17 protein-coding genes are annotated in these 19362 nt (G+C 71.7%); 10 read left to right on the top strand and 7 right to left on the bottom strand.

What is annotated here, in order from left to right; translation table 11 throughout:
* Positions 1 to 50 precede the first annotated feature (50 nt).
* The gene (locus AAEP80_RS16595; RefSeq protein ID WP_420365181.1) at positions 51 to 848 is read right to left on the bottom strand and encodes a GolD/DthD family dehydrogenase; all 798 of its coding nucleotides are present in this window, start codon (positions 846 to 848) and stop codon (positions 51 to 53) included.
* A 129-nt stretch (positions 849 to 977) separates the two neighbouring features.
* On the opposite strand from AAEP80_RS16595, the gene AAEP80_RS16600 reads away from it, so the two are divergent.
* From AAEP80_RS16600 to AAEP80_RS16615, 4 genes are all read left to right on the top strand, one after another.
* Entirely contained in the window at positions 978 to 2111 is a 1134-nt protein-coding gene (locus tag AAEP80_RS16600) for a zinc-binding dehydrogenase (protein WP_413601342.1), read from the top strand.
* Positions 2112 to 2140: 29 nt separating this feature from the next.
* A complete protein-coding gene (locus AAEP80_RS16605; protein ID WP_281265306.1) occupies positions 2141 to 3490 on the top strand; it encodes an MFS transporter in 1350 nt (449 codons plus the stop codon).
* A 71-nt stretch (positions 3491 to 3561) separates the two neighbouring features.
* The gene (locus AAEP80_RS16610) at positions 3562 to 5304 is read left to right on the top strand and encodes a dihydroxyacetone kinase family protein (RefSeq protein ID WP_420365182.1); all 1743 of its coding nucleotides are present in this window, start codon (positions 3562 to 3564) and stop codon (positions 5302 to 5304) included.
* Positions 5301 to 5783, top strand: coding sequence for a ribose-5-phosphate isomerase (locus tag AAEP80_RS16615; RefSeq protein ID WP_420365183.1), 483 nt, complete (start codon positions 5301 to 5303; stop codon positions 5781 to 5783). The genes AAEP80_RS16610 and AAEP80_RS16615 overlap by 4 nt, the downstream gene beginning before the upstream one ends.
* 98 nt (positions 5784 to 5881) lie before the next feature.
* Here the strand turns inward: AAEP80_RS16615 and AAEP80_RS16620 are convergent, their stop codons facing one another.
* On the bottom strand, positions 5882 to 7351 hold the full coding sequence (locus tag AAEP80_RS16620; RefSeq protein ID WP_420365184.1) for an FGGY-family carbohydrate kinase: 1470 nt from the start codon (positions 7349 to 7351) through the stop codon (positions 5882 to 5884).
* Positions 7352 to 7499: 148 nt separating this feature from the next.
* On the opposite strand from AAEP80_RS16620, the gene AAEP80_RS16625 reads away from it, so the two are divergent.
* Genes AAEP80_RS16625 through AAEP80_RS16635 form a run of 3 tightly spaced genes read left to right on the top strand, consistent with a single transcriptional unit; the run spans position 7500 to position 10394 of the window.
* Entirely contained in the window at positions 7500 to 8570 is a 1071-nt protein-coding gene (locus AAEP80_RS16625) for a LolA family protein (protein WP_420365185.1), read from the top strand.
* The gene (locus AAEP80_RS16630) at positions 8567 to 9553 is read left to right on the top strand and encodes an ABC transporter ATP-binding protein (RefSeq protein ID WP_420365186.1); all 987 of its coding nucleotides are present in this window, start codon (positions 8567 to 8569) and stop codon (positions 9551 to 9553) included. Before AAEP80_RS16625 ends, AAEP80_RS16630 begins: the two co-directional genes overlap by 4 nt.
* Complete coding sequence (locus AAEP80_RS16635) at positions 9540 to 10394, top strand: ABC transporter permease (protein WP_420365187.1); 855 nt, start codon at positions 9540 to 9542, stop codon at positions 10392 to 10394. Before AAEP80_RS16630 ends, AAEP80_RS16635 begins: the two co-directional genes overlap by 14 nt.
* Here AAEP80_RS16635 and AAEP80_RS16640 read toward each other — a convergent pair whose 3' ends face one another.
* From AAEP80_RS16640 to AAEP80_RS16660, 5 genes are all read right to left on the bottom strand, one after another.
* The gene (locus AAEP80_RS16640; protein WP_420365188.1) at positions 10395 to 11414 is read right to left on the bottom strand and encodes an NADP-dependent oxidoreductase; all 1020 of its coding nucleotides are present in this window, start codon (positions 11412 to 11414) and stop codon (positions 10395 to 10397) included.
* Between the two features lie 227 nt (positions 11415 to 11641).
* Complete coding sequence (locus tag AAEP80_RS16645; RefSeq protein ID WP_420365189.1) at positions 11642 to 12559, bottom strand: metallophosphoesterase; 918 nt, start codon at positions 12557 to 12559, stop codon at positions 11642 to 11644.
* Positions 12560 to 12589: 30 nt separating this feature from the next.
* Complete coding sequence (locus AAEP80_RS16650; RefSeq protein WP_420365190.1) at positions 12590 to 12994, bottom strand: hypothetical protein; 405 nt, start codon at positions 12992 to 12994, stop codon at positions 12590 to 12592.
* Positions 12995 to 13077: 83 nt separating this feature from the next.
* The gene (locus AAEP80_RS16655; RefSeq protein ID WP_420365191.1) at positions 13078 to 15588 is read right to left on the bottom strand and encodes a family 78 glycoside hydrolase catalytic domain; all 2511 of its coding nucleotides are present in this window, start codon (positions 15586 to 15588) and stop codon (positions 13078 to 13080) included.
* Between the two features lie 76 nt (positions 15589 to 15664).
* Positions 15665 to 16510 carry a helix-turn-helix transcriptional regulator gene (locus AAEP80_RS16660; protein WP_420365192.1) on the bottom strand — a complete coding sequence of 282 codons (846 nt, stop codon included), beginning with the start codon at positions 16508 to 16510 and terminating at the stop codon, positions 15665 to 15667.
* A gap of 135 nt (positions 16511 to 16645) precedes the next feature.
* Here AAEP80_RS16660 and AAEP80_RS16665 point away from each other — a divergent pair, with 135 nt between their 5' ends.
* The 3 genes from AAEP80_RS16665 to AAEP80_RS16675 are packed head-to-tail and all read left to right on the top strand — an operon-like array spanning position 16646 to position 19248.
* The gene (locus AAEP80_RS16665) at positions 16646 to 16837 is read left to right on the top strand and encodes a ferredoxin (RefSeq protein ID WP_281265318.1); all 192 of its coding nucleotides are present in this window, start codon (positions 16646 to 16648) and stop codon (positions 16835 to 16837) included.
* Positions 16834 to 17973 (top strand): NAD(P)/FAD-dependent oxidoreductase, encoded by a 1140-nt coding sequence (locus AAEP80_RS16670; RefSeq protein WP_420365193.1) that lies wholly within the window; start codon positions 16834 to 16836, stop codon positions 17971 to 17973. Before AAEP80_RS16665 ends, AAEP80_RS16670 begins: the two co-directional genes overlap by 4 nt.
* A gap of 15 nt (positions 17974 to 17988) precedes the next feature.
* On the top strand, positions 17989 to 19248 hold the full coding sequence (locus AAEP80_RS16675; protein ID WP_420365194.1) for a cytochrome P450: 1260 nt from the start codon (positions 17989 to 17991) through the stop codon (positions 19246 to 19248).
* The last annotated feature ends 114 nt before the right edge of the window (positions 19249 to 19362 follow it).

Here is a 19362-nt window from a genome sequence, read left to right on the forward strand (position 1 = left end):
CACGTGTCGGGCGTCGCGGATGGACACCGTGATCGTAGTCCCGGCGCGGGTCACCGGATCGTGAACCCGCCGTCCACGCGGAGGTCGGCACCGTTCACCATCGCGCTCGACTCCCCGGCGAGGAACACCACGGCCGCGGCGATCTCGTCCGGGGTCGCGAAGCGTCCGGTCGGGATCTCGTCCTGGTGCCTGATGCCGTTCTCGTTCGCCCAGGCTGCCTTGCCGAGGTCCGTCAGCACGACGGTCGGCGACACGGTGTTCACGGTGACACCGCGTCCGCCCCACTCGAGGGCGAGGACTCGGGTCATGCCGATGACGCCGGCCTTCGACGCGCAGTACGCGGCGTGCCCGTCGATGCCGACGTGTGCCGCCTGCGAGGCGATGTTCACGATGCGGCCGTACCCGGCGGCGAGCATGTGACGCCCAGCAGCCTGGGCGACGCGGTAGGTGCCGGTGAGGTTGACGTCGATGGTCTTCGCCCACGCGCCCGGCTCGAGGTCCTCGGCCGGGGCGAGCGCGACGATGCCGGCGCAGTTCACGAGGACGTCGATGCGCCCGAAGCCGTCGACGACGTCGGCGATCGTGCGTGCGACGGAGGTCTCGTCGGTGACGTCGCACCCGAATCCGGCGTGGTGGTCTCCGGTCAGTGCAGCGGCGGCATCCGATGCACCGTCGGACCGGACGTCGACGATCGCGACGCGGGCGCCTCGTTCGGCGAGCGCCCTGGCGATGGCGTTGCCGATCCCCGATGCACCACCAGTGACGATCGCGGTGCGACCGGTGAAGTCGTTCGTCAGGTCGACGGTGTCCGGACCGGGGCGGAGTGCCGTGGCGAAGTCGGTGGTCATGGTGCGCTCCCTTGCGATCACGGTGCGGCTGCGGTGCCGCTGTGCCGAACCTATCAGAAATTGTGTTCTGGACAAACGTTCCGAGGGGTGTACAGTCGACGCCGAAGCGACCCAACGAAGGAGCAGCTGATGTCGACGACGACGCAGACCACGGCCAGCACCACGGCCGACACGACCATCCCGACGACGATGCGTGCCGTCGTCGTCCACGGCCCTGGCGACTACCGCCTCGAGACCCGCCCCGTGCCGACACCCGGCCCCGGAGAGCTCCTGCTCCGCACGGACGCCGTCGGCATCTGCGCGAGCGACCTGAAGTGCTACCACGGCGCCGCGAAGTTCTGGGGCGACGAGAACCGCCCGGCGTGGGCCGAGAAGGACCGCATCCCGGGGCACGAGTTCGTCGGCACGATCGTCGCCGGCGACGACGAGACGCTTGCCAAGCGCAAGGTCACGATCGGCGACCGCATCGCCTGCGAGCAGATCGTGCCGTGCTGGGAGTGCAAGTACTGCCTCGAGGGCGCGTACTGGATGTGCAACGTGCACGACATGTTCGGCTTCAAGGGCTACGACGGCGCGATGGCCGAGTACGTCCTCGTCCCGGCCAAGGCACTGACGCACCCGGTGTCGCACGCCCTGCCCGGCCAGGTCGCCGCCTTCGCCGAGCCCCTCTCGTGCGCCTTCCACGCCGTCGAGCGCGGCGACATCAAGTTCGGCGACACCGTCGTGATCGCCGGCGCCGGCCCGATCGGCCTGTCCGCCATCGCCGGTGCCCGTCAGAAGAACCCGCTGCGCATCATCGCGCTCGACGTCGTCGACGCCAAGCTGGAGCTCGCCCGCAAGGTCGGCGCCGACCTGACGATCAACATCGCGAACGAGGACGCCGTCGCCCGCGTCAAGGAACTCACCGACGGCTACGGCGCCGACGTCTACATCGAGGCGACCGGCCACCCGTCCGCGGTGCCGCAGGGACTCAACCTGCTCCGCAAGCTCGGCACGTTCGTCGAGTACTCGGTCTTCAAGGACAACGTCTCCGTCGACTGGTCGATCATCTCCGACGACAAGGAGCTCGACATCCGCGGTGCCCACCTCGGCCCGCACACCTGGCCGGCGGCGATCAAGCTGCTCGAGACCGAGACGCTGCCGATGTCGGAGATCTGCACGCACCAGTTCCCGCTCGAGCGCTTCCAGGAGGCCCTCGACCTGGTCGGCGACTCCGCCGGCGCCAGCGTCAAGGTGTCGATCATCCCGTCCCTGCAGGCCTGAGCCCCACGCGACCACAGGAGTCAACCCAGATGTCAACGACGACACAGCGCGCCACCGGCGCGCCCACCGCACCCCGGGTCGAGGGCCGCCTCGACAAGATGGGCATCCCGCGCCCGCTCGCCCTCGGCTTCCTCGCCGTCCTGGTCTTCATGACAGGGAACGGCGTCGAGTCGAACTTCATCACGCCGCACATGGTCGCGGTCCTCGGTTCCCCCGAGGCCACCGTCGCGACCATCGTGACGTTCTACAGCCTCGCCGCGCTGGTCGGCAGCTACATCTCCGGCGCCCTCGCCGACCTGATCGGGCCGCGCAAGGTGATGATCATCGGGTTCGCGGTCTGGGTGGTGTTCGAGGTCCTGTTCCTCATCGCGCTCGGCCTCGGCAGCGTGCCCTTCGCCGCCGTCACCTACGCGATCCGCGGCTTCGGGTACCCGCTCTTCGCCTTCGCCTTCCTGGTGTGGGTGAACATCACCACGCCGGTGGAGCGCAACGGCTCGGCCGTCGGCTGGTTCTACGTCGCCTTCACCGGCGGCCTGCCCACGCTCGGGTCGCTCTTCGCGATCGGCGCCATCCCGGTCTTCGGCGGCGGCACGGTCGGCGAGACCGGCGCGATGGTCGCCTCGATCGGCCTGGTCGTGATCGGGTTCCTGATCCTGCTGTTCGGCGTCCGGCTGCCGAACGGGTTCTCGCGGATCGCACCGGAGGGCGAGAGCGCCTGGCGCGTGCTGACGAGCGGCATCCGGCTGACCGCCACCCGCCCGAAGATCCTGATGGGCTTCCTCGTCCGCCTCATCAACACCGCGCCCGAGTTCGGCATGTTCGTCGTCCTGCCCGCCGTCATCGCGAACGAGCGCGGCTGGGGACAGAGCCGGTGGTTGCTCATGACGGTGTGCGTCTACGCGACGAACATCCTCGTGAACGCCCTGTTCGGCTGGGTCGGCGACAAGATCGGCTGGCAGCGCACCGTCAAGTGGTTCGGCATCATGGGCTCCGCGATCGGCCTCGTCGCCTGGTGGTACGTCCCGCAGCTCGTCCCCGCCGGCTCGACCTGGGGCTACGTGCTCTCCGTGATCGCCGGGTGCGTGTTCGGCTGCCTGCTCGCCGGCTTCGTCCCGATGGGCGCGATCATGCCGGCGCTCGCCCCGGAGCACAAGGGCGCAGCGATGGCGATGTACACCACGGCTGCCGGCGGCGCGGCGTTCCTCGGCACCGGTGTCGTGGCCGCGGTCCTCGCCCTCGGCGGTGGCGGCCAGGCCGTCACGTGGACGTTCGTCGGCCTCTACGCCTGCGCGTTCGTGATGATCCACTTCCTGAAGGTCCCGCAGGGCGAGACGGGCGCGCACGGTCGAACGTCGTCCCAGGCCACGAGCGCACACTGAGTTCCGGGCGACGGCGGCCGTCCCGTCGTCGCCCGGTGCACCATCCACCTCCACACGAAGGACAGCACCACATGACCACGATCCACGACGACCCGGACGAGTTCGCGGAGGACCAGCTCGCCGGCTGGCTCGCGCTGTACGCCGACCGGGTGCGCGGTGTCCACGGCGGCGTCGTCGCCCTGCCGACCGAGGGGGCGGATCCGCAGGTCGCGGTCGTCGTCGGCGGCGGATCCGGTCACTACCCCGCGTTCTGCGGCGTCGTCGGCCCCGGCTTCGCCACCGGCGCCGTCGTCGGCAACATCTTCACCTCGCCGTCGACCGCCCAGGTCTACGCGGTCGCCAAGGCCGCCGACCAGGGCAAGGGCGTCGTGCTGTCGTTCGGCAACTACGCCGGCGACACGATGAACTTCGGGCTCGCCGCCGAGCGGTTGAACGCCGAGGGCATCGACACGCGGATCGTGATCGTCACCGACGACATCGCGAGCGCGGACGAGGAGTCGAAGCGCCGCGGGATCGCCGGGGACTTCTCGGTGTTCAAGGCGATGGGCGCGGCCGCCGCCTCCGGCGCCACCCTCGACGAGGTCGAGCGCATCGGGAACGCGTCCAATGCGGCGACCCGCACGATCGGCGTCGCGTTCTCCGGCTGCACCATGCCGGGCGCGACCGAGCCGCTGTTCACCGTGCCGGACGGTCACCTCGGCCTCGGACTCGGTATCCACGGCGAACCCGGCATCGAGGACGTCCCACTCCTCCGCGCGACCGAGCTCGCGTCCCTGCTGGTGTCGCGGCTGCTCGACGACCGCCCCGCCGGAGCCGGCACGCGCGTCGCGCCCATCCTGAACGGCCTCGGCGACACGAAGTACGAAGAACTGTTCCTGCTCTGGGGCCGGGTGCTCCCGCTGCTCCGGGACGCCGGCATCGAGGTCGTCGAACCCGAGGTCGGCGAACTCGTGACGAGCCTCGACATGGGCGGCTGCTCCCTCACGCTGCAGTGGCTCGACGACGAGCTCGAAGCGCTGTGGCGCGCCGATGCCTACACACCCGCGTACCGCAAGGTGGCGGCGCCGGTCAGCGCGCTCGTGCCGGCCGAGGCGGTGGCCGACGCCGAGGAGGCGGCGACCGTCGTGCCGGAGGCGACCGATGCCTCCAGGCAGGCGGCGCAGACGGTGCGCAGCGCGGTCGAGGCGATCGACGCGCTCCTCCGTGAGCACGAGGAGGAACTCGGCCGGATCGACGCGGTCGCCGGTGACGGCGACCACGGTCGCGGCATGGTCAAGGGGATCGGTGCCGCCCGCAAGGCGGTCGACCGGGTCGGACAGGAGGCAGGGGTCGCCTTCGTCCTCGGACGCGCCGGTGACGCGTGGGCCGAGTTCGCAGGCGGCACCTCCGGGGTCCTGTGGGGTGCGGCGCTCGAGGCCTTCGGCCGCTCGCTCGGCGACGACCGGGACGCGTACGAGGCGTCGGACGTCGTGGCCGCCGCGCAGGCCTTCGCGGACTCGATCGTGCACCTCGGCGGGGCGTCGCGAGGGGACAAGACGCTCCTCGACGCATTGCTGCCGTTCGTGGATGCGCTGCGGTCCTCGGTCGATGCCGGGGACTCGCTCACCGAGGCGTGGAAGGCTGCCGCCCAGGTCGCGGTGTCGGAAGCCGCGGCGACCGCCGACCTCACGCCGAAGGTCGGGCGTGCCCGACCGCTGGCGGAGAAGAGCCTGGGGACACCCGACGCGGGTGCCACCTCGATGGGGATGATCCTGACGCGTGTCGGCGAGGTCCTCGCTACGCGTAGTGCAGACAAGGAAGGAACGAACGCATGACGTACCGTCTCGTGATCGGCTCGGACGACGCCGGATTCGACTACAAGGAGATCATCAAGCAGGACCTGCTGGCCGACGACCGGGTCTCGGACGTCACCGACGTCGGAGTGGACGCGGACGGGCACACCGCCTACCCGCACGTCGCCGTGGACGCTGCCCGGATGGTGGCGAACGGTGAGGCCGACCGCGCCATCCTGATCTGCGGCACCGGGCTCGGCGTCGCGATCAGCGCGAACAAGGTCCCCGGGATCCGGGCCGTCACCGCGCACGACTCGTTCAGCGTCGAGCGTTCGGTCCTGTCAAACGACGCCCAGGTCCTCTGCATGGGGCAGCGGGTCATCGGCGTGGAGCTCGCACGGCGCCTCGCTCGTGAGTGGTTGGGCTACGAGTTCGACCCCGCTTCCGCCAGCGCGTCGAAGGTCGCCGCGATCTGCGAGTACGACGGCAGCGCCCCCGCCGGCGTCGACGCGACCGCGTAACCGCCCGATCGAGCCGATCGCGCCCCGTCGCGGACATCGCGCCCCGTCACACGCGGGCGCGGTGTTCGCAACGGGGCGCGATCATTGTGCGGGCCGCCTCAGCCGCGCGCGGCCAGGCGGTGCACGACCGACTTCGTCGCCTCGTAGAGCTCGCGGTAGTCCCGGTAGCCGGGCCCGTACGCCGCGTGCGCGTCGGGGTCGGGCTCGATGACCGTCACCGGCGGGTTCCACCGCCGGATGTCGACGTCCGCCACGAGCGCCGCCGCCAGGAACGCGGACCCGTAGGACGCCCCCACGGTCACCGACGGGATCGTCTGCGGCAGACCCGTCACGTCACTGACGATCGTCGGCCAGAGCCGCCCGAGCAGTCCCCCGCCCGCCCCGACCAGCTCGCGCACCGGCACCCCAGCGTCCCGCAGCACCTCGACGTTGTGCCGCACCGCGTACGCCGTCGCCTCGAGCGTCGCCCGGTACAGGTCGCCACGGGTGTGCCGCACGGTCAGTCCCGCGATCACACCCCGCGCGTCCGGGTCCGCGATCGGCGTCCGCTCCCCCGCGAAGTACGGCAGCATGAGCAACCCGTTCGCCCCGATCCCGGCAGCGTCGGCCTCGCCCAGCATGGACGGCCAGTCGCCGTCCACGAGCTTGCGGAGCCACTCCGTGATCGCACCCGAGGTCGCCATCCCCCCGGACACCGACGGCTGGCCGGGATGCGTCCCGACCGTCGTCCACATCCCCGGCACCGACGTGGGCGCGTCGGTCGGGACGATCATGAACATCGTGGTGCCGTACTGCAGGAACATCCGACCGGGGACGGACTCACCGACGCTCACGCCCTCGGCCCATGCGTCGATGGTCCCCGCGGTCACGGGGATCCCGGCCGGGAGGCCCGTGGCCGCGGCCGCCTCGTCGGTCACCGTCCCGGCGGCGTCACCGGACCAGAGCAGTCGGGGCATGGGCAGGTCGGGTGCGATCCGTGCGCACCACTCGGGGATCCACTCGTTCGTGTGGACGTCGTAGAGCGGGGTCGTCTGGCTCGCCGAGTGGTGGTCGAGGACGTACTCCCCCGTGAGCAGTTCGACCATCCGGGACGAGGGCATCGTGAAGCGCGCGGACCTCGCCCACACCTCGGGTTCGTTCCGCGCGACCCAGGCGAGCTTCGCGCCGGCCGCCTGGGTACTGAGGGCCGATCCGCAGCGTGCACGGACGACGTCCTCGCCGCCGAGCTCCGCCGTCAGGTCGTCGAGCATCCCGGACGTCCGGGTGTCGACGCCGTAGAGGATCGCCGGGCGGAGCGGGTCGCCGGCGTCGTCGGTGAGGAGCACGCACGGGCCGATACCGCTGACCCCGACGGACTCGACGACTGCGTCGGGTGCCAGCGTGAGGAGCTCCCGGGTCAGGTCGCGGAACTCGTCCCACCAGACGGCTGGGTCCATCTCGACGAGTCCCTGCTCGGGTCGGTCGACGTCGTGGTGGCGGCCGACCTCGGCGATCACGGTGCCGTCGACCCGCACGAGCAGTGCCTTCGTGCTCGACGTCCCGATGTCCAGACCGAGCACCGCCCGCATGCCGCCTCCTTCGCCGCCATCGACCGTCGCCCGGTCAGCTCCGAGTCTACGAACGATCCGCGGAGCGCCAGGTGCACAGCGGACTGTCGGTTGCCGGACCTAGTGTGCTGACGACTCGAACGCGCCATCCGAGGAGAGGGAACCACCGATGAAGAAGTCCGCCTGGCTGCCAGCCGTCATCGCTCCGGTGGTCGTCGCCGGCGCCATCGCCGCTCCCGCCCTCGCGAACGCCGCGAGCACCCCGCTCGCCGGATCGAACCCGACCGCCGCCGAGGTGATCGCCAGCGTCGCGAAGTCCGCAGACGCGCAGTACTCCGGCAAGCTCTCGCAGACGAGCGACCTCGGACTCCCCGAGCTCCCCACCGGCTCCGGCGGATCGTCCCTCGAAGGCAACGCCTCCGACGCGATCAGCATGCTGACGTCATCGCACACCGCCCGCGTGTACGCCGACGGTGCGACGAAGCAGCGCGTGCAGGTCACCGAGCAGCTCGCCGAGCAGGACCTGATCCGCAACGGCAGCGACGTGTGGACCTGGGACTCGAAGCAGCGCGAAGCCACGCACGTGACCCTGCCGTCCGACGCGCGGAAGTCGTTCGAGGACGGCACGACGACGCCCTCCGACATCGCGAAGCAGGCCGTCGACGCGATCAGCCCGAGCACGAAGGTCGCGAAGCCGACCTCGACGACGGTGGCCGGACACGACGCCTGGCAGCTCGTCCTCTCCCCGAAGTCGTCCGACACCCTCGTCGGCAGCGTGCAGCTCGCCGTGGACAAGCAGACCGGCCTGCCGCTCCGCGCGACGGTGCAGGCGAAGGGACAGTCCGACCCGGCGTTCCAGGTGCGCTTCACGAGCCTGCAGTACGGCGCCCCGGCGGCCCGGCTCTTCGACTTCACCCCGCCGTCGAACGCGAAGGTCACCACGAAGGACCTCTCCGACGTGCCGGCGGACCACGCGGGCACGGGCGAGCACGCGTTCGACCGCGCGGACGCACCGACCTTCTCGGGTTCGGGCTGGGACACCATCGCCGAACTCCCGGCGGGCACTGCGGACACGTCGTCCGCCGGCGCTGACACGACCGCACTCCTCGACCAGCTGACCAAGGCGGTCGACGGTGGCCGGGCGATCCAGACCTCGCTCGTGTCGGTCTACCTCACGGATGACGGCCGCGTCCTCGCGGGCGCCGTGCCGGTGTCCTCCCTGGTCGCCGCCGCGAAGTGAGCACGACCGAGCCCACGGCGGTGGACCCGGTCGACCAGACGACCGCAGCGGACCTCGCGATCCGCACCACGGGCCTCCAGAAGGTCTTCCGCAAGCAGCGTGCGGTCGACGGCATCGACCTCGCCGTCCCCCGTGGATCCGTGTTCGGGTTCCTCGGGCCGAACGGATCCGGCAAGACGACCACCATCCGGATGCTCCTCGGGCTGTCGTCCGCGACCGCGGGGAGCATCGAGGTCCTCGGCGAGCCGATGCCCCGGGCGTTGCACACGGTGCTACCGCGCGTCGGCGCGCTTGTCGAGGGACCGGCGTTCTACCCGTACCTGTCCGGCCGGGCGAACCTCAGCCGCTTCGACGCCGCCGACCCGACGTCCGACCCGCGCACCCGCAAGGCCCGCGTCGCCGGCGCACTCGACCGCGTCGGGTTGTCGCACGCCGCGGACAAGAAGGCGCACGCGTACTCGCTCGGCATGAAGCAGCGGCTCGGGTTGGCGAACGCGCTGCTCTCGCCCCGTGAACTCCTGGTGCTCGACGAACCGACGAACGGCCTCGACCCGCAGGGCACGCGAGAGGTCCGGAACCTCATCCGATCCCTGGCGGACGACGGCACGACGGTGTTCGTGTCGAGCCACCTGCTGGCCGAGATCGAGCAGGTCTGCACGCACGCCGGGGTGATGCGCACCGGCAAGCTCGTCGCGCAGGGCACCCTCGACGAGCTCCGCTCCGCCGGCGCCCGCACGGTGACCGTCCGCACGCCCGACCTGGGTCAGGCGGGGTCGGTCCTCACCCGGCTCGGGCTCACCCCGCGGCACGAGGGCGGAGCAGACGTCCTCGTCGCCGACCTGCCGCACGAGGTCCTGCCGGAGACGATCGCGACCGAACTCGTCCGTGCCGATGTCCGGATCCGCGGCCTCGCGGTCGGTGGCGGCACGCTCGAGGACCTCTTCGTCGCGCTCACCGGGGAGGGCTTCGATGTCGCAGCCTGAGACCGTCGCGACCGCACCTGCCCCGACGTCTCGTCCGTTCGCGTTGCTCGGCTCCGAACTGGCACTCGTGTTCCGGCGCCGCCGCACCTGGGCGATGCTCGGCGCACTGGCGCTGGTCCCGATCCTCATCGCCGTCGCCGTGCGACTGACGACCGGCGACGACTCCGGCGGTCCGGCGTTCCTCGGTGACATCACGAACAACGGCCTGTTCGTGTCGTTCACAGCGCTCACGGTGTCGATCCCGCTGTTCCTGCCGCTGACCGTGGGCGTCGTCGCCGGCGACACCGTCGCGGGCGAGGCGAGCCACGGCACGATCCGGTACCTGCTCGTCGCCCCCACCGGACGCCTGCGGTTCATCCTCGTGAAGTACGCCGGAGCGGTCGCGTTCTGCCTCGCGGCGACGCTGCTGATCGTCATCGTCGGCGCGGCGATCGGTGCCGTGCTGTTCCCGATCGGACCGGTGACGCTGCTGTCCGGCACACAGGTCGACGGATGGTCGTACGCGGGTCGGGCGCTGCTGCTCGCGCTCTACGTGACGTTGTCGATGCTCGGGCTGTCCGCGATCGGGCTCTTCGCGTCCACGCTGACGAACGTCCCGGTCGGTGCGATGGCCTCGACCGTCGTCCTCGCCGGCGTCTCCCAGGTCCTCGACCAGCTCCCGCAGCTCGACTGGCTGCACCCGTACCTGTTCTCACACCAGTGGCTCGGGTTCGGCGACCTGCTGCGCGACCCGATCGCCTTCGACTCGTTCGGCAGCAACGCCCTGCTGCAGCTCGGCTACGTCGCGGTGTTCGGCACGCTGGCGTACGGCCGGTTCGCCACGAAGGACGTCCTCAGCTGATCAGCTGGCCTCCGACCGCGGGACGGGGTCCCGCAGGTCGCGGGACTTCTCGGACTTGTACCAGTGCAGCCGCGACCCGGTCTCCACGGGCTGCATGCCGACGACGACCTTGCCGCGGGAGTGCATCTCGGCGAGGTCCTCGTACGCGTCGACGATGTACTCGAACGGGTAGTACCCGGAGATGATGAACTGCACCTTGTGTCGTTCGACCAAGTCGCCGAGCGTCGTGAGCATCTCGGCCGCCTCGGAGTCGTCGCCCGGTGCACGGAGGAACCGGATCTCGAGGTCTCGCCGGTCCTCGCTGGACACGAACCGGTTCTCCGCGACACCGAGTCGCTCCGCGAGCCCGGCGTTGTCCCCTCCGTCGAGGTTGTCGATGAAGGCGGTGATCGGCCGCCCCTCGGCGATCTCGGTGATGCGACCTTCCTCACCGTCGCCGTAGGCCACCGGGAGCACGCCGATCTGCCGCAGGGCGTCGTGGTTGCGCGGGCTGCCGAGCCCGATGACGGTCGCACCGGCGTCGCGCGCGAGCTGGCACTCGATGTGACCGACGCCACCGGCAGCCGCACTGATCACGACGGTGTCGTCGGGCCCGAGCCGCAGGCCCCGCACGACGGACAGCGCCGTGCAGCCGGCGAGGTAGAGGCTCCCGGCCACCTCGAACGTCATCGTCGCGGGCTTCTTGACCACCGCGCCGCGGGGCACGGTGACCCAGGTCGCGTGCGCTCCGCCGTGCGGCGCGTGGCCCATCACCTCGTCACCGACGTGCAGGTCGCGGACCTCGGCACCGCGGGATCGGACCACGCCGGCGAAGTCGACGCCCTGGTGTGCCGGGAACTCGAGGTCGATGAACTCCTTCAGGCGGCCCTCACGGAGGAACCGCTCGATGTGGTTCAGGCCCGCGACCGAGACCTCGACCACCACGTCGCCGGGGCCCGGCTCCGGCCGTTCCTGGTCGACGAGCTCGACCACGTCGAAGCCGCCGTAGCGGTCGTACTGCACTGCACTGCCGGTTCGCATGACGCGCTCCTTCGGACGTTGTCGCACCGGCATACTCCGGCTGACGCGGAGGTTCCCGAACGTCCGGGGTACTGGAGGCTCGGTGCACGCCCGTCCCGCCGGTGCGGCGGGTGCGGCATCCGAGACTCGGGCTGGGCGACACTTCTCGCGACGTCCCGGCCGAGTTCGGTCGCCCAGGCCGAGACTCGCGCACGCGCGGTGCGCGGCGCGCGGCGGCGCCCCGCGCGTCAGCGCTTGCCGGCGGCGGCCACGATGCGCGCGACCGCGTCGGCGTCGTGGTGCACCGCGACCTGGTCGGCCCCGGCGACGGGCACACGCACGGGCGTCGACCACAGCGACCCGTCCTCGGCGATGTCCACGACGAGCGCACCGGTGCCGACGTACGCCGACTCCTCGCCGTACGCCCCGATGACGTCGGTGTCGTTCGCGACACCCGGCGCGACGAGCACCGGCACGCCGCCGACGCTCCCCGCGAAGTGGTGGTGGTAGTGCCCGGCGAGCACGACGCGCACGTCGGTGCCGCGGATGACGTCCGCGAGCGCCTCGGGGTTCTGCAGCCGGAGTGCCTCGTGCAGCGCGGTCGGGGCCGGGAGCGGCGGATGGTGCAGCACGACGACCGAGCCGTGCGGGGCGCCGGACTCCTCGGCGAGCGCCGACCGGAGTCGGGTGCGTGACTCCTCGCTGACCTCGCCGTACCCGGCACCGGGGACGCTCGTGTCCACCGTGACGATCCGCCGGCCGGCCACGAGCGACTGCCCGAACACCGGGACCGTCGGCGGGTGGTACTCCATCGTGTGCATGAGCGGGCGGCCGCCCTCGCCGAGGACGTGCCCGTTGGCGAGGACCTGCCGGAACCCCCCGCGCTGGTCGTGGTTGCCGGGCACCGTGACGAGCGCGGCACCGTGACGCTCCGCCCAGCCGCCCGCGCGTTCGAGCAGGGCCGCGTAGGACTCGGGGGTCCCGTCCTCGGAGACGTCTCCGGAGACGACCACGAGGCCGACGCCTTCGACGACGTCGAGCCGTTCGAGCAGGGCGTCGAGCGCGGCCGTCGTGTCGACGGTGCCCTGGTGCAGCGCTCCGTCCCCGGTGAGGTGGGTGTCGGACAGGTGCAGGACGCGGAGCGTGCCGGGAGCGGGTGTCTGCATGCAACCGACCCTATTCGCGCCGCCGGCGGATCACCCGGCGACGGTGGCGAGGATCGCCGGGCGCTCCTGGGTGTCCCCCTGGTCGACCCACGAGAGCACCTGTGCGCTGATCATGTCGGTCGACGGCGTGGTGTCGGTCGCGAACGAGAGCGCCGAGCTCCACCGCTCTCCTGCTCCCACGTGCTTCGACACGGTCTGTCCGTCGACGCGCTCGTGGTCGTCCGCGGACCCGTGCCATGCCGTCGCATCAACGACGACGTCGCGCGGCTCGGAACACGTCAGGTCGAACACGACGAGGCCGTGCACGTGGTCGGCTGTGGCGTCGAGCACCGTGCAGCCCGGTTCGTCCGGATCCGCGTGCGCCGGAGCCGCGGTGAGCAGCGCACCCGCGAGCACGGTCAGTACGGCACCGGCGGTCAGGGTCTTCGTGAACATCGTCGTCCTCCTCGGATCAGTGATGTTCCACATGTTGCACGCCGGAGTCGGTGACTGTCAACGCCTGCACGGGACGCGCACGCTCAGAGTGTGCTCGTCAGTGCGTGCGTCCCCACCCCGAGCGCCTCGGCCCGGCCGTCCGGCAGCCGGACCTCGGCCTCCGTCCCCGGGGGCACCGTGACCGACAACGACACGGATCCACCGGCCACCGTCCACCGGACAGCAGCCCCGCCGTACGGCGTCCGCACCGAGCACGACGCCGACCCCACCGGCCCGCACACCGCCGGCGCGACGAGGAACCGACGCCACCCCGGCTCGAGCGGCCGGATCCCGCCGACGTACCCGGTCAGCCAGTCGTCGACCGTCCCGAGGAAGTAGTGCCCGTGCGACCGCGCCGCCAGGTCCCAGTGCTCGAACGTCGACGTCGCTCCTGCTTCCCGCCACGCACCCCACGACGGCACCGTCGTCTGTCGCGCCACGGCGAGCGCCAAGGACGCGTACCCGGCGTCGGTGAGCACGGGCAGCAGCCACTTCGTGCCGATCGCCCCGGTGTCGAGATGGTCGCCACGCGCGCGGACATCAGCGGCCAGTGCCGCCGCGACCGCCGGGCGAGCGGACGAGGGCACCAGGTCGAACGCCAGCGCCAGCACCTGGTGCGACTGCCGGAAGCCCTCGTCGCCCGGACCCCGGACGGCACCGTCGACCAGGAACCGGGCAACGAACGCGTCCCGCACACGCGCGGCAGCAGCACGCGCCCACGACGCGTCCCGCCCGAGCACCTCGTCCACCCGCGCGACGGTGTCGAGGATCCGGACAAGGAACGCCGTCGCCGGCACCCGGGAGTCCTCCGGTGGGTTGCCGCCACCGGGGTCCGTGCCCGGGGCGACCCAGTCACCGAGGATCGTGTCCGCGATGCCGTCCGGCGACCGGTCGACCTCGAGACGCGCGTAGGCCTCCATCGCCTCGACGTGGCGCTCGAGCACCGAGACGTCGCCGGTGTGCCGGTACACGTCCCACGGCACGGTCACCAGCGCCGAGTGCCACACCGGAGCCCGCTCGTCCACGCCGAACACCCCGGCGTTCGGGGCGATGAGCGCCGGCGGATGCCCGGGCGAGGTCGTCTCCGCGAGGTCACCGACCCACTTCGTGAGCACGTCGGCGGCGTCGAGGTTCGTCAGGAACATGTCCGCGCCGACCGCAGCGTCGCCCGTCCAGCCGTTCTTCTCGTACTTGGGGGTGTCGGTCGGGTACCCGTGCAGGTTGTTCTCCATCGTCCGCAGGGTCGCGTCGTGGATCCACTGCAGCAGGTCGTCGTCGACGGAGAAGGTGCTCGTGACCTCGGCGTCGGTGCGGACCACCCGGGCGGTGACGTCCGCGACGGTCGGCCCGAGCGGCTCCGGCCATCCGGACAGCTGCACGTACCGGAACCCCTTGTAGGAGAACCGCGGCTCCCACGAGGCCGCGTCCTCATCGAGCGTCACCTCGTCGGTCTGGAAGCCGTCGGCGAAGTAGTGCTTCTCGTCATCGGCGTTCGGCAGGCCGTCCGGACGCAGCCGCTCGCCGTACCGGATCCGCACCGTTGCGCCAGCGGCTCCGGCGGGCAGCCGCAGCTGCACCCAGCCGGCGACGACCCGGGGGAACGTGACGACCCACTCCCCCGGAGCCGCCTGGGTCACGTCGGTCGGCTGGAGCTCCTCGACGACCCGGATCGGTTGCTCGGCTCGTGCCTCGAGCGCGCCGGTTGGACCCGTCACGACGACGGCGGGGAACGCGGCTGCGGCGAGCGGTCGGCCGGGGCGTCGGCGCAGGTCGTGCACCTCACCGCCGTACAGGTCGTCCAGGAGGATCGTCCCGCGCCGGGCGGTCCAGTCCGGCCCGGTGCGGATCACGTCCACCGCCCCGTCCTCGCGTTCCAGCCGCAGGACCGCGCGGACACGCGGCTCCGCGTGCCACGGTGCGCGCTCCCACGCCCAGACGTTCGCGTTGGTCATCCCGTAGAACCCGCGGCCCAGTTCGAGGCCGAGCAGGTGTTCCGCCCCGTCGGCGAGCTCGGCGGTGACGTCGTGCACGACGACCTGCACGCGGCGGTCCCAGTGCGTCGTGGTGGGTGAGAGGACCTCGTCGGACGCCAGGCGTCCGTCGATCCGGACGTCGACGTGCCCGCCGGCGGCCACCGCCAGGAGCGCTCGGCGGACCGGGGCAGCCGCGTGCACCCGGGCCTCGAGCACCGGGGCGGCGAGTGCCCCGTCGTGGCATCGCTCGCGGGGCGCCGGCCCGGCGTCCTCGACGCCGGGCGCCGTGACCCACGCGGCACCACGCCACGCGCCGTCGTCGACGGGTGTGGGGGTGAACCGGCCGTGCTCGGTGGTGACCGTCGCGCCCGACTCGATCCGAGCCTCCCAATCGTGTTCCCGCCACGGTGCGAACCGGAGACCGGTCGGCGACGTGACCCACGGTTGGACGCTCCGGATGCGGCCGGAGTCCCAGACGACCGCGTCGCCGTCCCGGACCACGAGACGGAACGCCGTCTGCGGGGTCGTGACGGGCCAGGTGAACCGGACACGTCCGTCGACCTCGGTCGCCAGGGGCTCCATCGCTCCTCCATCCGCCGGCGCCGCGGTGCGCTCAGCGCCTGAAACGATTCACGGAAGGCGACCGCGTTGTCAAGCGTCACGGACGGATCTGTTCGAGCCCGTACCGGCTGGGCGGTGTGCCGAACGTGGCACGGAACACCCGCGAGAAGTAGAGCTGGTCCTCGAACCCGACGGCACGGGCGACCTCGCCGACCCGGAGTCCGCTCGACCGCAGCATCTCGGCCGCCTCCCGCATCCGCACCGAGCGGACCCAGGCGCTCGCGGACGTCCCGAAGTGCGCGGCGAACAGCCGACCGGCGGTGGACACGCTGCACCCGCCGGCCGCCGCGATCTCGGCGACGGGGAGCGGCCGGTCGAGGTTCCGACGGACGTGGGCGGTCATCAGCTCGAGCGCTGCCGGCACCGCCGTGCCCCCGGCTGCGTCGAGCCCGTCCTCGGCGACGAAGAGCGCGCCGAGTGCACGTGACACCCCCTCGTCGAAGGGACCGTCACCGAACCGCTCGACCGTGTACCCGCCGAGCGACGCGATCCGTCGTGCCGTGGACGTGGTCGCCGCGGACTGCCGCGGTCGGCCGGGGTCGCCGCGACGATCGCCGGCGTCGTGGAGCGGGTCACCCGGTTGGTGCGCGACCGCCGGCAGCACCGGGGTCGACCGGTCGTGCCGTGGGACGACGTGCACGGTCCCCAGGCGGAACGGCGCTCGGTCGTCGGCGAGGTACTCGACGTCGTGGCCCCACGGCAGCCGCAGCACGGATCCCGACGTCAGCGTGAACCGGTCGCCGCACGAGCGCACCGCACCCGTCCCGGCGAGCACCCAGAGGAAGCAGACGCTCATCACGCGCTCGTGCCGGATCCGCTCACCGGCGCGGAAGCGGTACCAGTTTGCGGCGACCACCACGGGACCCTCGGTCGTTGTGTCCATACGTCGAGCGTATTGGGCGGTACCCCTGACCGAGATGTCCATGTTCTGCGGATCGCGCCCATGCCGCGCACCACCCGGCGAGCCCTAGCGTCGGGTGCACCGGTCGATGTGGACCGGACGACGACAGGAGACACGATGCGCATCATCGCCGACACCAGTGCATGCGTCGGAGCGGGGCAGTGCGCCCTCGTCGCCGGCGAGCTCTTCGACCAGGACGACGACGGCATCGTCGAGCTCCTCGTCGACGTGCCGGACGCCGCGGACGAGCCGGCAGCACGTCGGGCGGCTGCGCTCTGCCCGGCGCGTGCCATCACGATCGAGGAGTGAGGGTGCACGTCGTCGTGGTCGGTGCCGGTGTCGCCGGGGTGACCTGCGCCGAGGCACTCCGAGCGGCGGGACACGACGGGCCGATCACCCTCGTCGGCGCCGAACCGCATGCCCCGTACGCCCGTCCGCCACTCTCGAAGCAGGTCCTCGACGGCTCGTGGCACCCCTCGCGCTCCGTGCTCCGGACGGTCGCGGAACTCGACGGTCTCGACGTCACGCTCCGCTCCGGCGCCACAGCGACCGCACTCGATCCGGAGGCGCACGTCGTGACCGTCGACGGAGCCCGACTGCACTACGACGCCCTCGTCATCGCGACCGGTGTCGAGCCGGTCCGGCCCGAGCTGCCGGGGATCGAGCACGCGTTCGTCCTGCGGACCCTCGACGACGCCGTCGCGCTGCGGTCCGCATGGGCGCGCGCCGAGCGTGTCGTCGTCACGGGGACGGGCGTGCTCGGGTCCGAGATCGCGTCCGCAGCCCGACACCATGGCCACGAGGTCGCGCTCGTCGGTCGGAGCGGCCGGCTGTCGTTCGGCACCGTCGGCACGCTGCTGTCCGAACGGCTCGCCGAGCTGCACCGCGACAACGGGGTCGACCTGCGCCCCGATGCCGGCGCGCTGGGGGTCACGACCGACGGCCTGGTCCTCGGCGACGGCTCCGTCCTCCGAGCGGATCTCGTCGTGGCGGCCACCGGCGGACGCCCCAGGACATCGTGGCTCGCCGCATCGGGGCTCACCGTGCGGGACGGGGTGTGCTGCGACGACCACGGCAGGGCCGCACCCGACGTGTACGCGATCGGCGACGTCGCACGCTGGACGGACCCCGCGACCGGCCGGTCGACGCGCGTCGAGCACCAGACGAACGCCATCGAGCAAGCACTGTCGGTCGCCGCGACGATCACCGGGGCGGAACCGCTCCCCGCGCCGATCCCGTTCTTCTGGTCGGAGGTGCACGGCATCCGCATCCAGGCCGTCGGCACGTTCGACCCCGCACGCCCGCTGGACCCGTGGCCGGAGGACAGCGACGTGCTCGTCCAACACGACGGGGCGGCCACCACCGGCGTCGTCGGCTGGGGCGCACCCCGTGCCTTCCGCCGAGCCCGCGCCGAACTCGCCCGAACCGTCCCGGTCCACGCCTGACTCTCGGAGACCTCCATGTCCGGATGCCCCTTCCACACCGTCACCCTCCCCGGCGACAGCACACCGCTCGCCCCGTCGCCCGACTTCGCCGAGTGGCGCGACCAGGCACCAGCCGTGCCGCTCGCGTACGACGACGGGCACGTCGGGCTCATCGTCACCCGCTACGACGCCGCCCGGGCGATCCTGGCCGACCCGCGGTTCAGTCAGGTGCCGCACCGGATGCCGCGCGGACCAGCGCACCATCACGACGCAGTCGACGGGGCCGCCACCACCGGGGCCGCCGTCCCGGCCCCACGGACCCCGGATCCGCTCGACGACGACGCCCGGCGGTCGATCGACGCCGCGAACCTGCTCGCACTCGACGGCGCCGTGCACCAGCGCATGCGCCGCGGCGTCACCGGGCGGTTCTCGGTCAAGCAGGTGCGCCAGCGCGGCCCCGAGGTACACGATCGCGTCGCGAGGCACCTGCACCGGCTGCTCGCCCACGACGGACCGGTCGACCTCTTCTCCGAGTACGCGCAGCCGATCGCCGCCGAGACCCACTGCAGCGTGATCGGCGTGCACGAGGACCGCGTGCCCGAGTTCGTCGAGCACTTCGTCCGGGGTTCGAGCACGCAGACCAAGTTCGACTACATCCGCTCCGTGGTCGACGCCCGCGCGGCGGAGCCGGGCGAGGACGTCATCACCGACCTGCTCGCCTCGGACTTCTCGCGCGTCGAGGTCGAGGGGCTCGTCTTCCAGCTGATGAGCGCCGGGCACGACTCCGTGGCGTACCTCATCGCCACCGCGACGGTGGCACTGCTGACGAACCCGGAACAGCTCGCACGGCTCCGAGCCGACCCGGAGCGGGTGGGGCCGGCGATCGAGGAGTTCATGCGGACCGGTGCGATGTTCCTCACGCTGTTCCCGCGCACCGCGACCGAGGACGTCGAGATCGAGGGGGTGACCGTCGCCGCCGGGCAGACCGTCTCCGTGTCACCGGTCGGGGCGAACCGGGACCCACGGCACTTCGAGGCCCCCGAGCGCTTCGACGTCGAGCGGGACGCCTTCGGGCACCTCGGGTTCGGGTACGGACCACACGGCTGCATCGGCCAGCAACTCGCGCGCGCCGAGATCCGGGAGGCGATCACGCAGCTGATCACCGGCGCCCCCGACCTGCAGCTCGTCGACGCCGAACAGCTCCGGCCGATGCCGTTCGCGAACCCCGTGGCGACGTACGAGGCGGGCACCGTGCTCGTGAAAACCGATCGCGCTTCAATTTCTCCATCATTCTGATGTAACCCTGGCGCTCACGACGACGAATGGCGTACATTCATCGCCAACCACCGATTCTGAAACGATTCAGTACTCGTGGTTCCCGATCTTCAACGACGACGACCGGAGGTACTC

It is taken from the genome of Curtobacterium sp. L3-7 (assembly GCF_048756585.1).
Taxonomy (GTDB): Bacteria; Actinomycetota; Actinomycetes; order Actinomycetales; family Microbacteriaceae; genus Curtobacterium.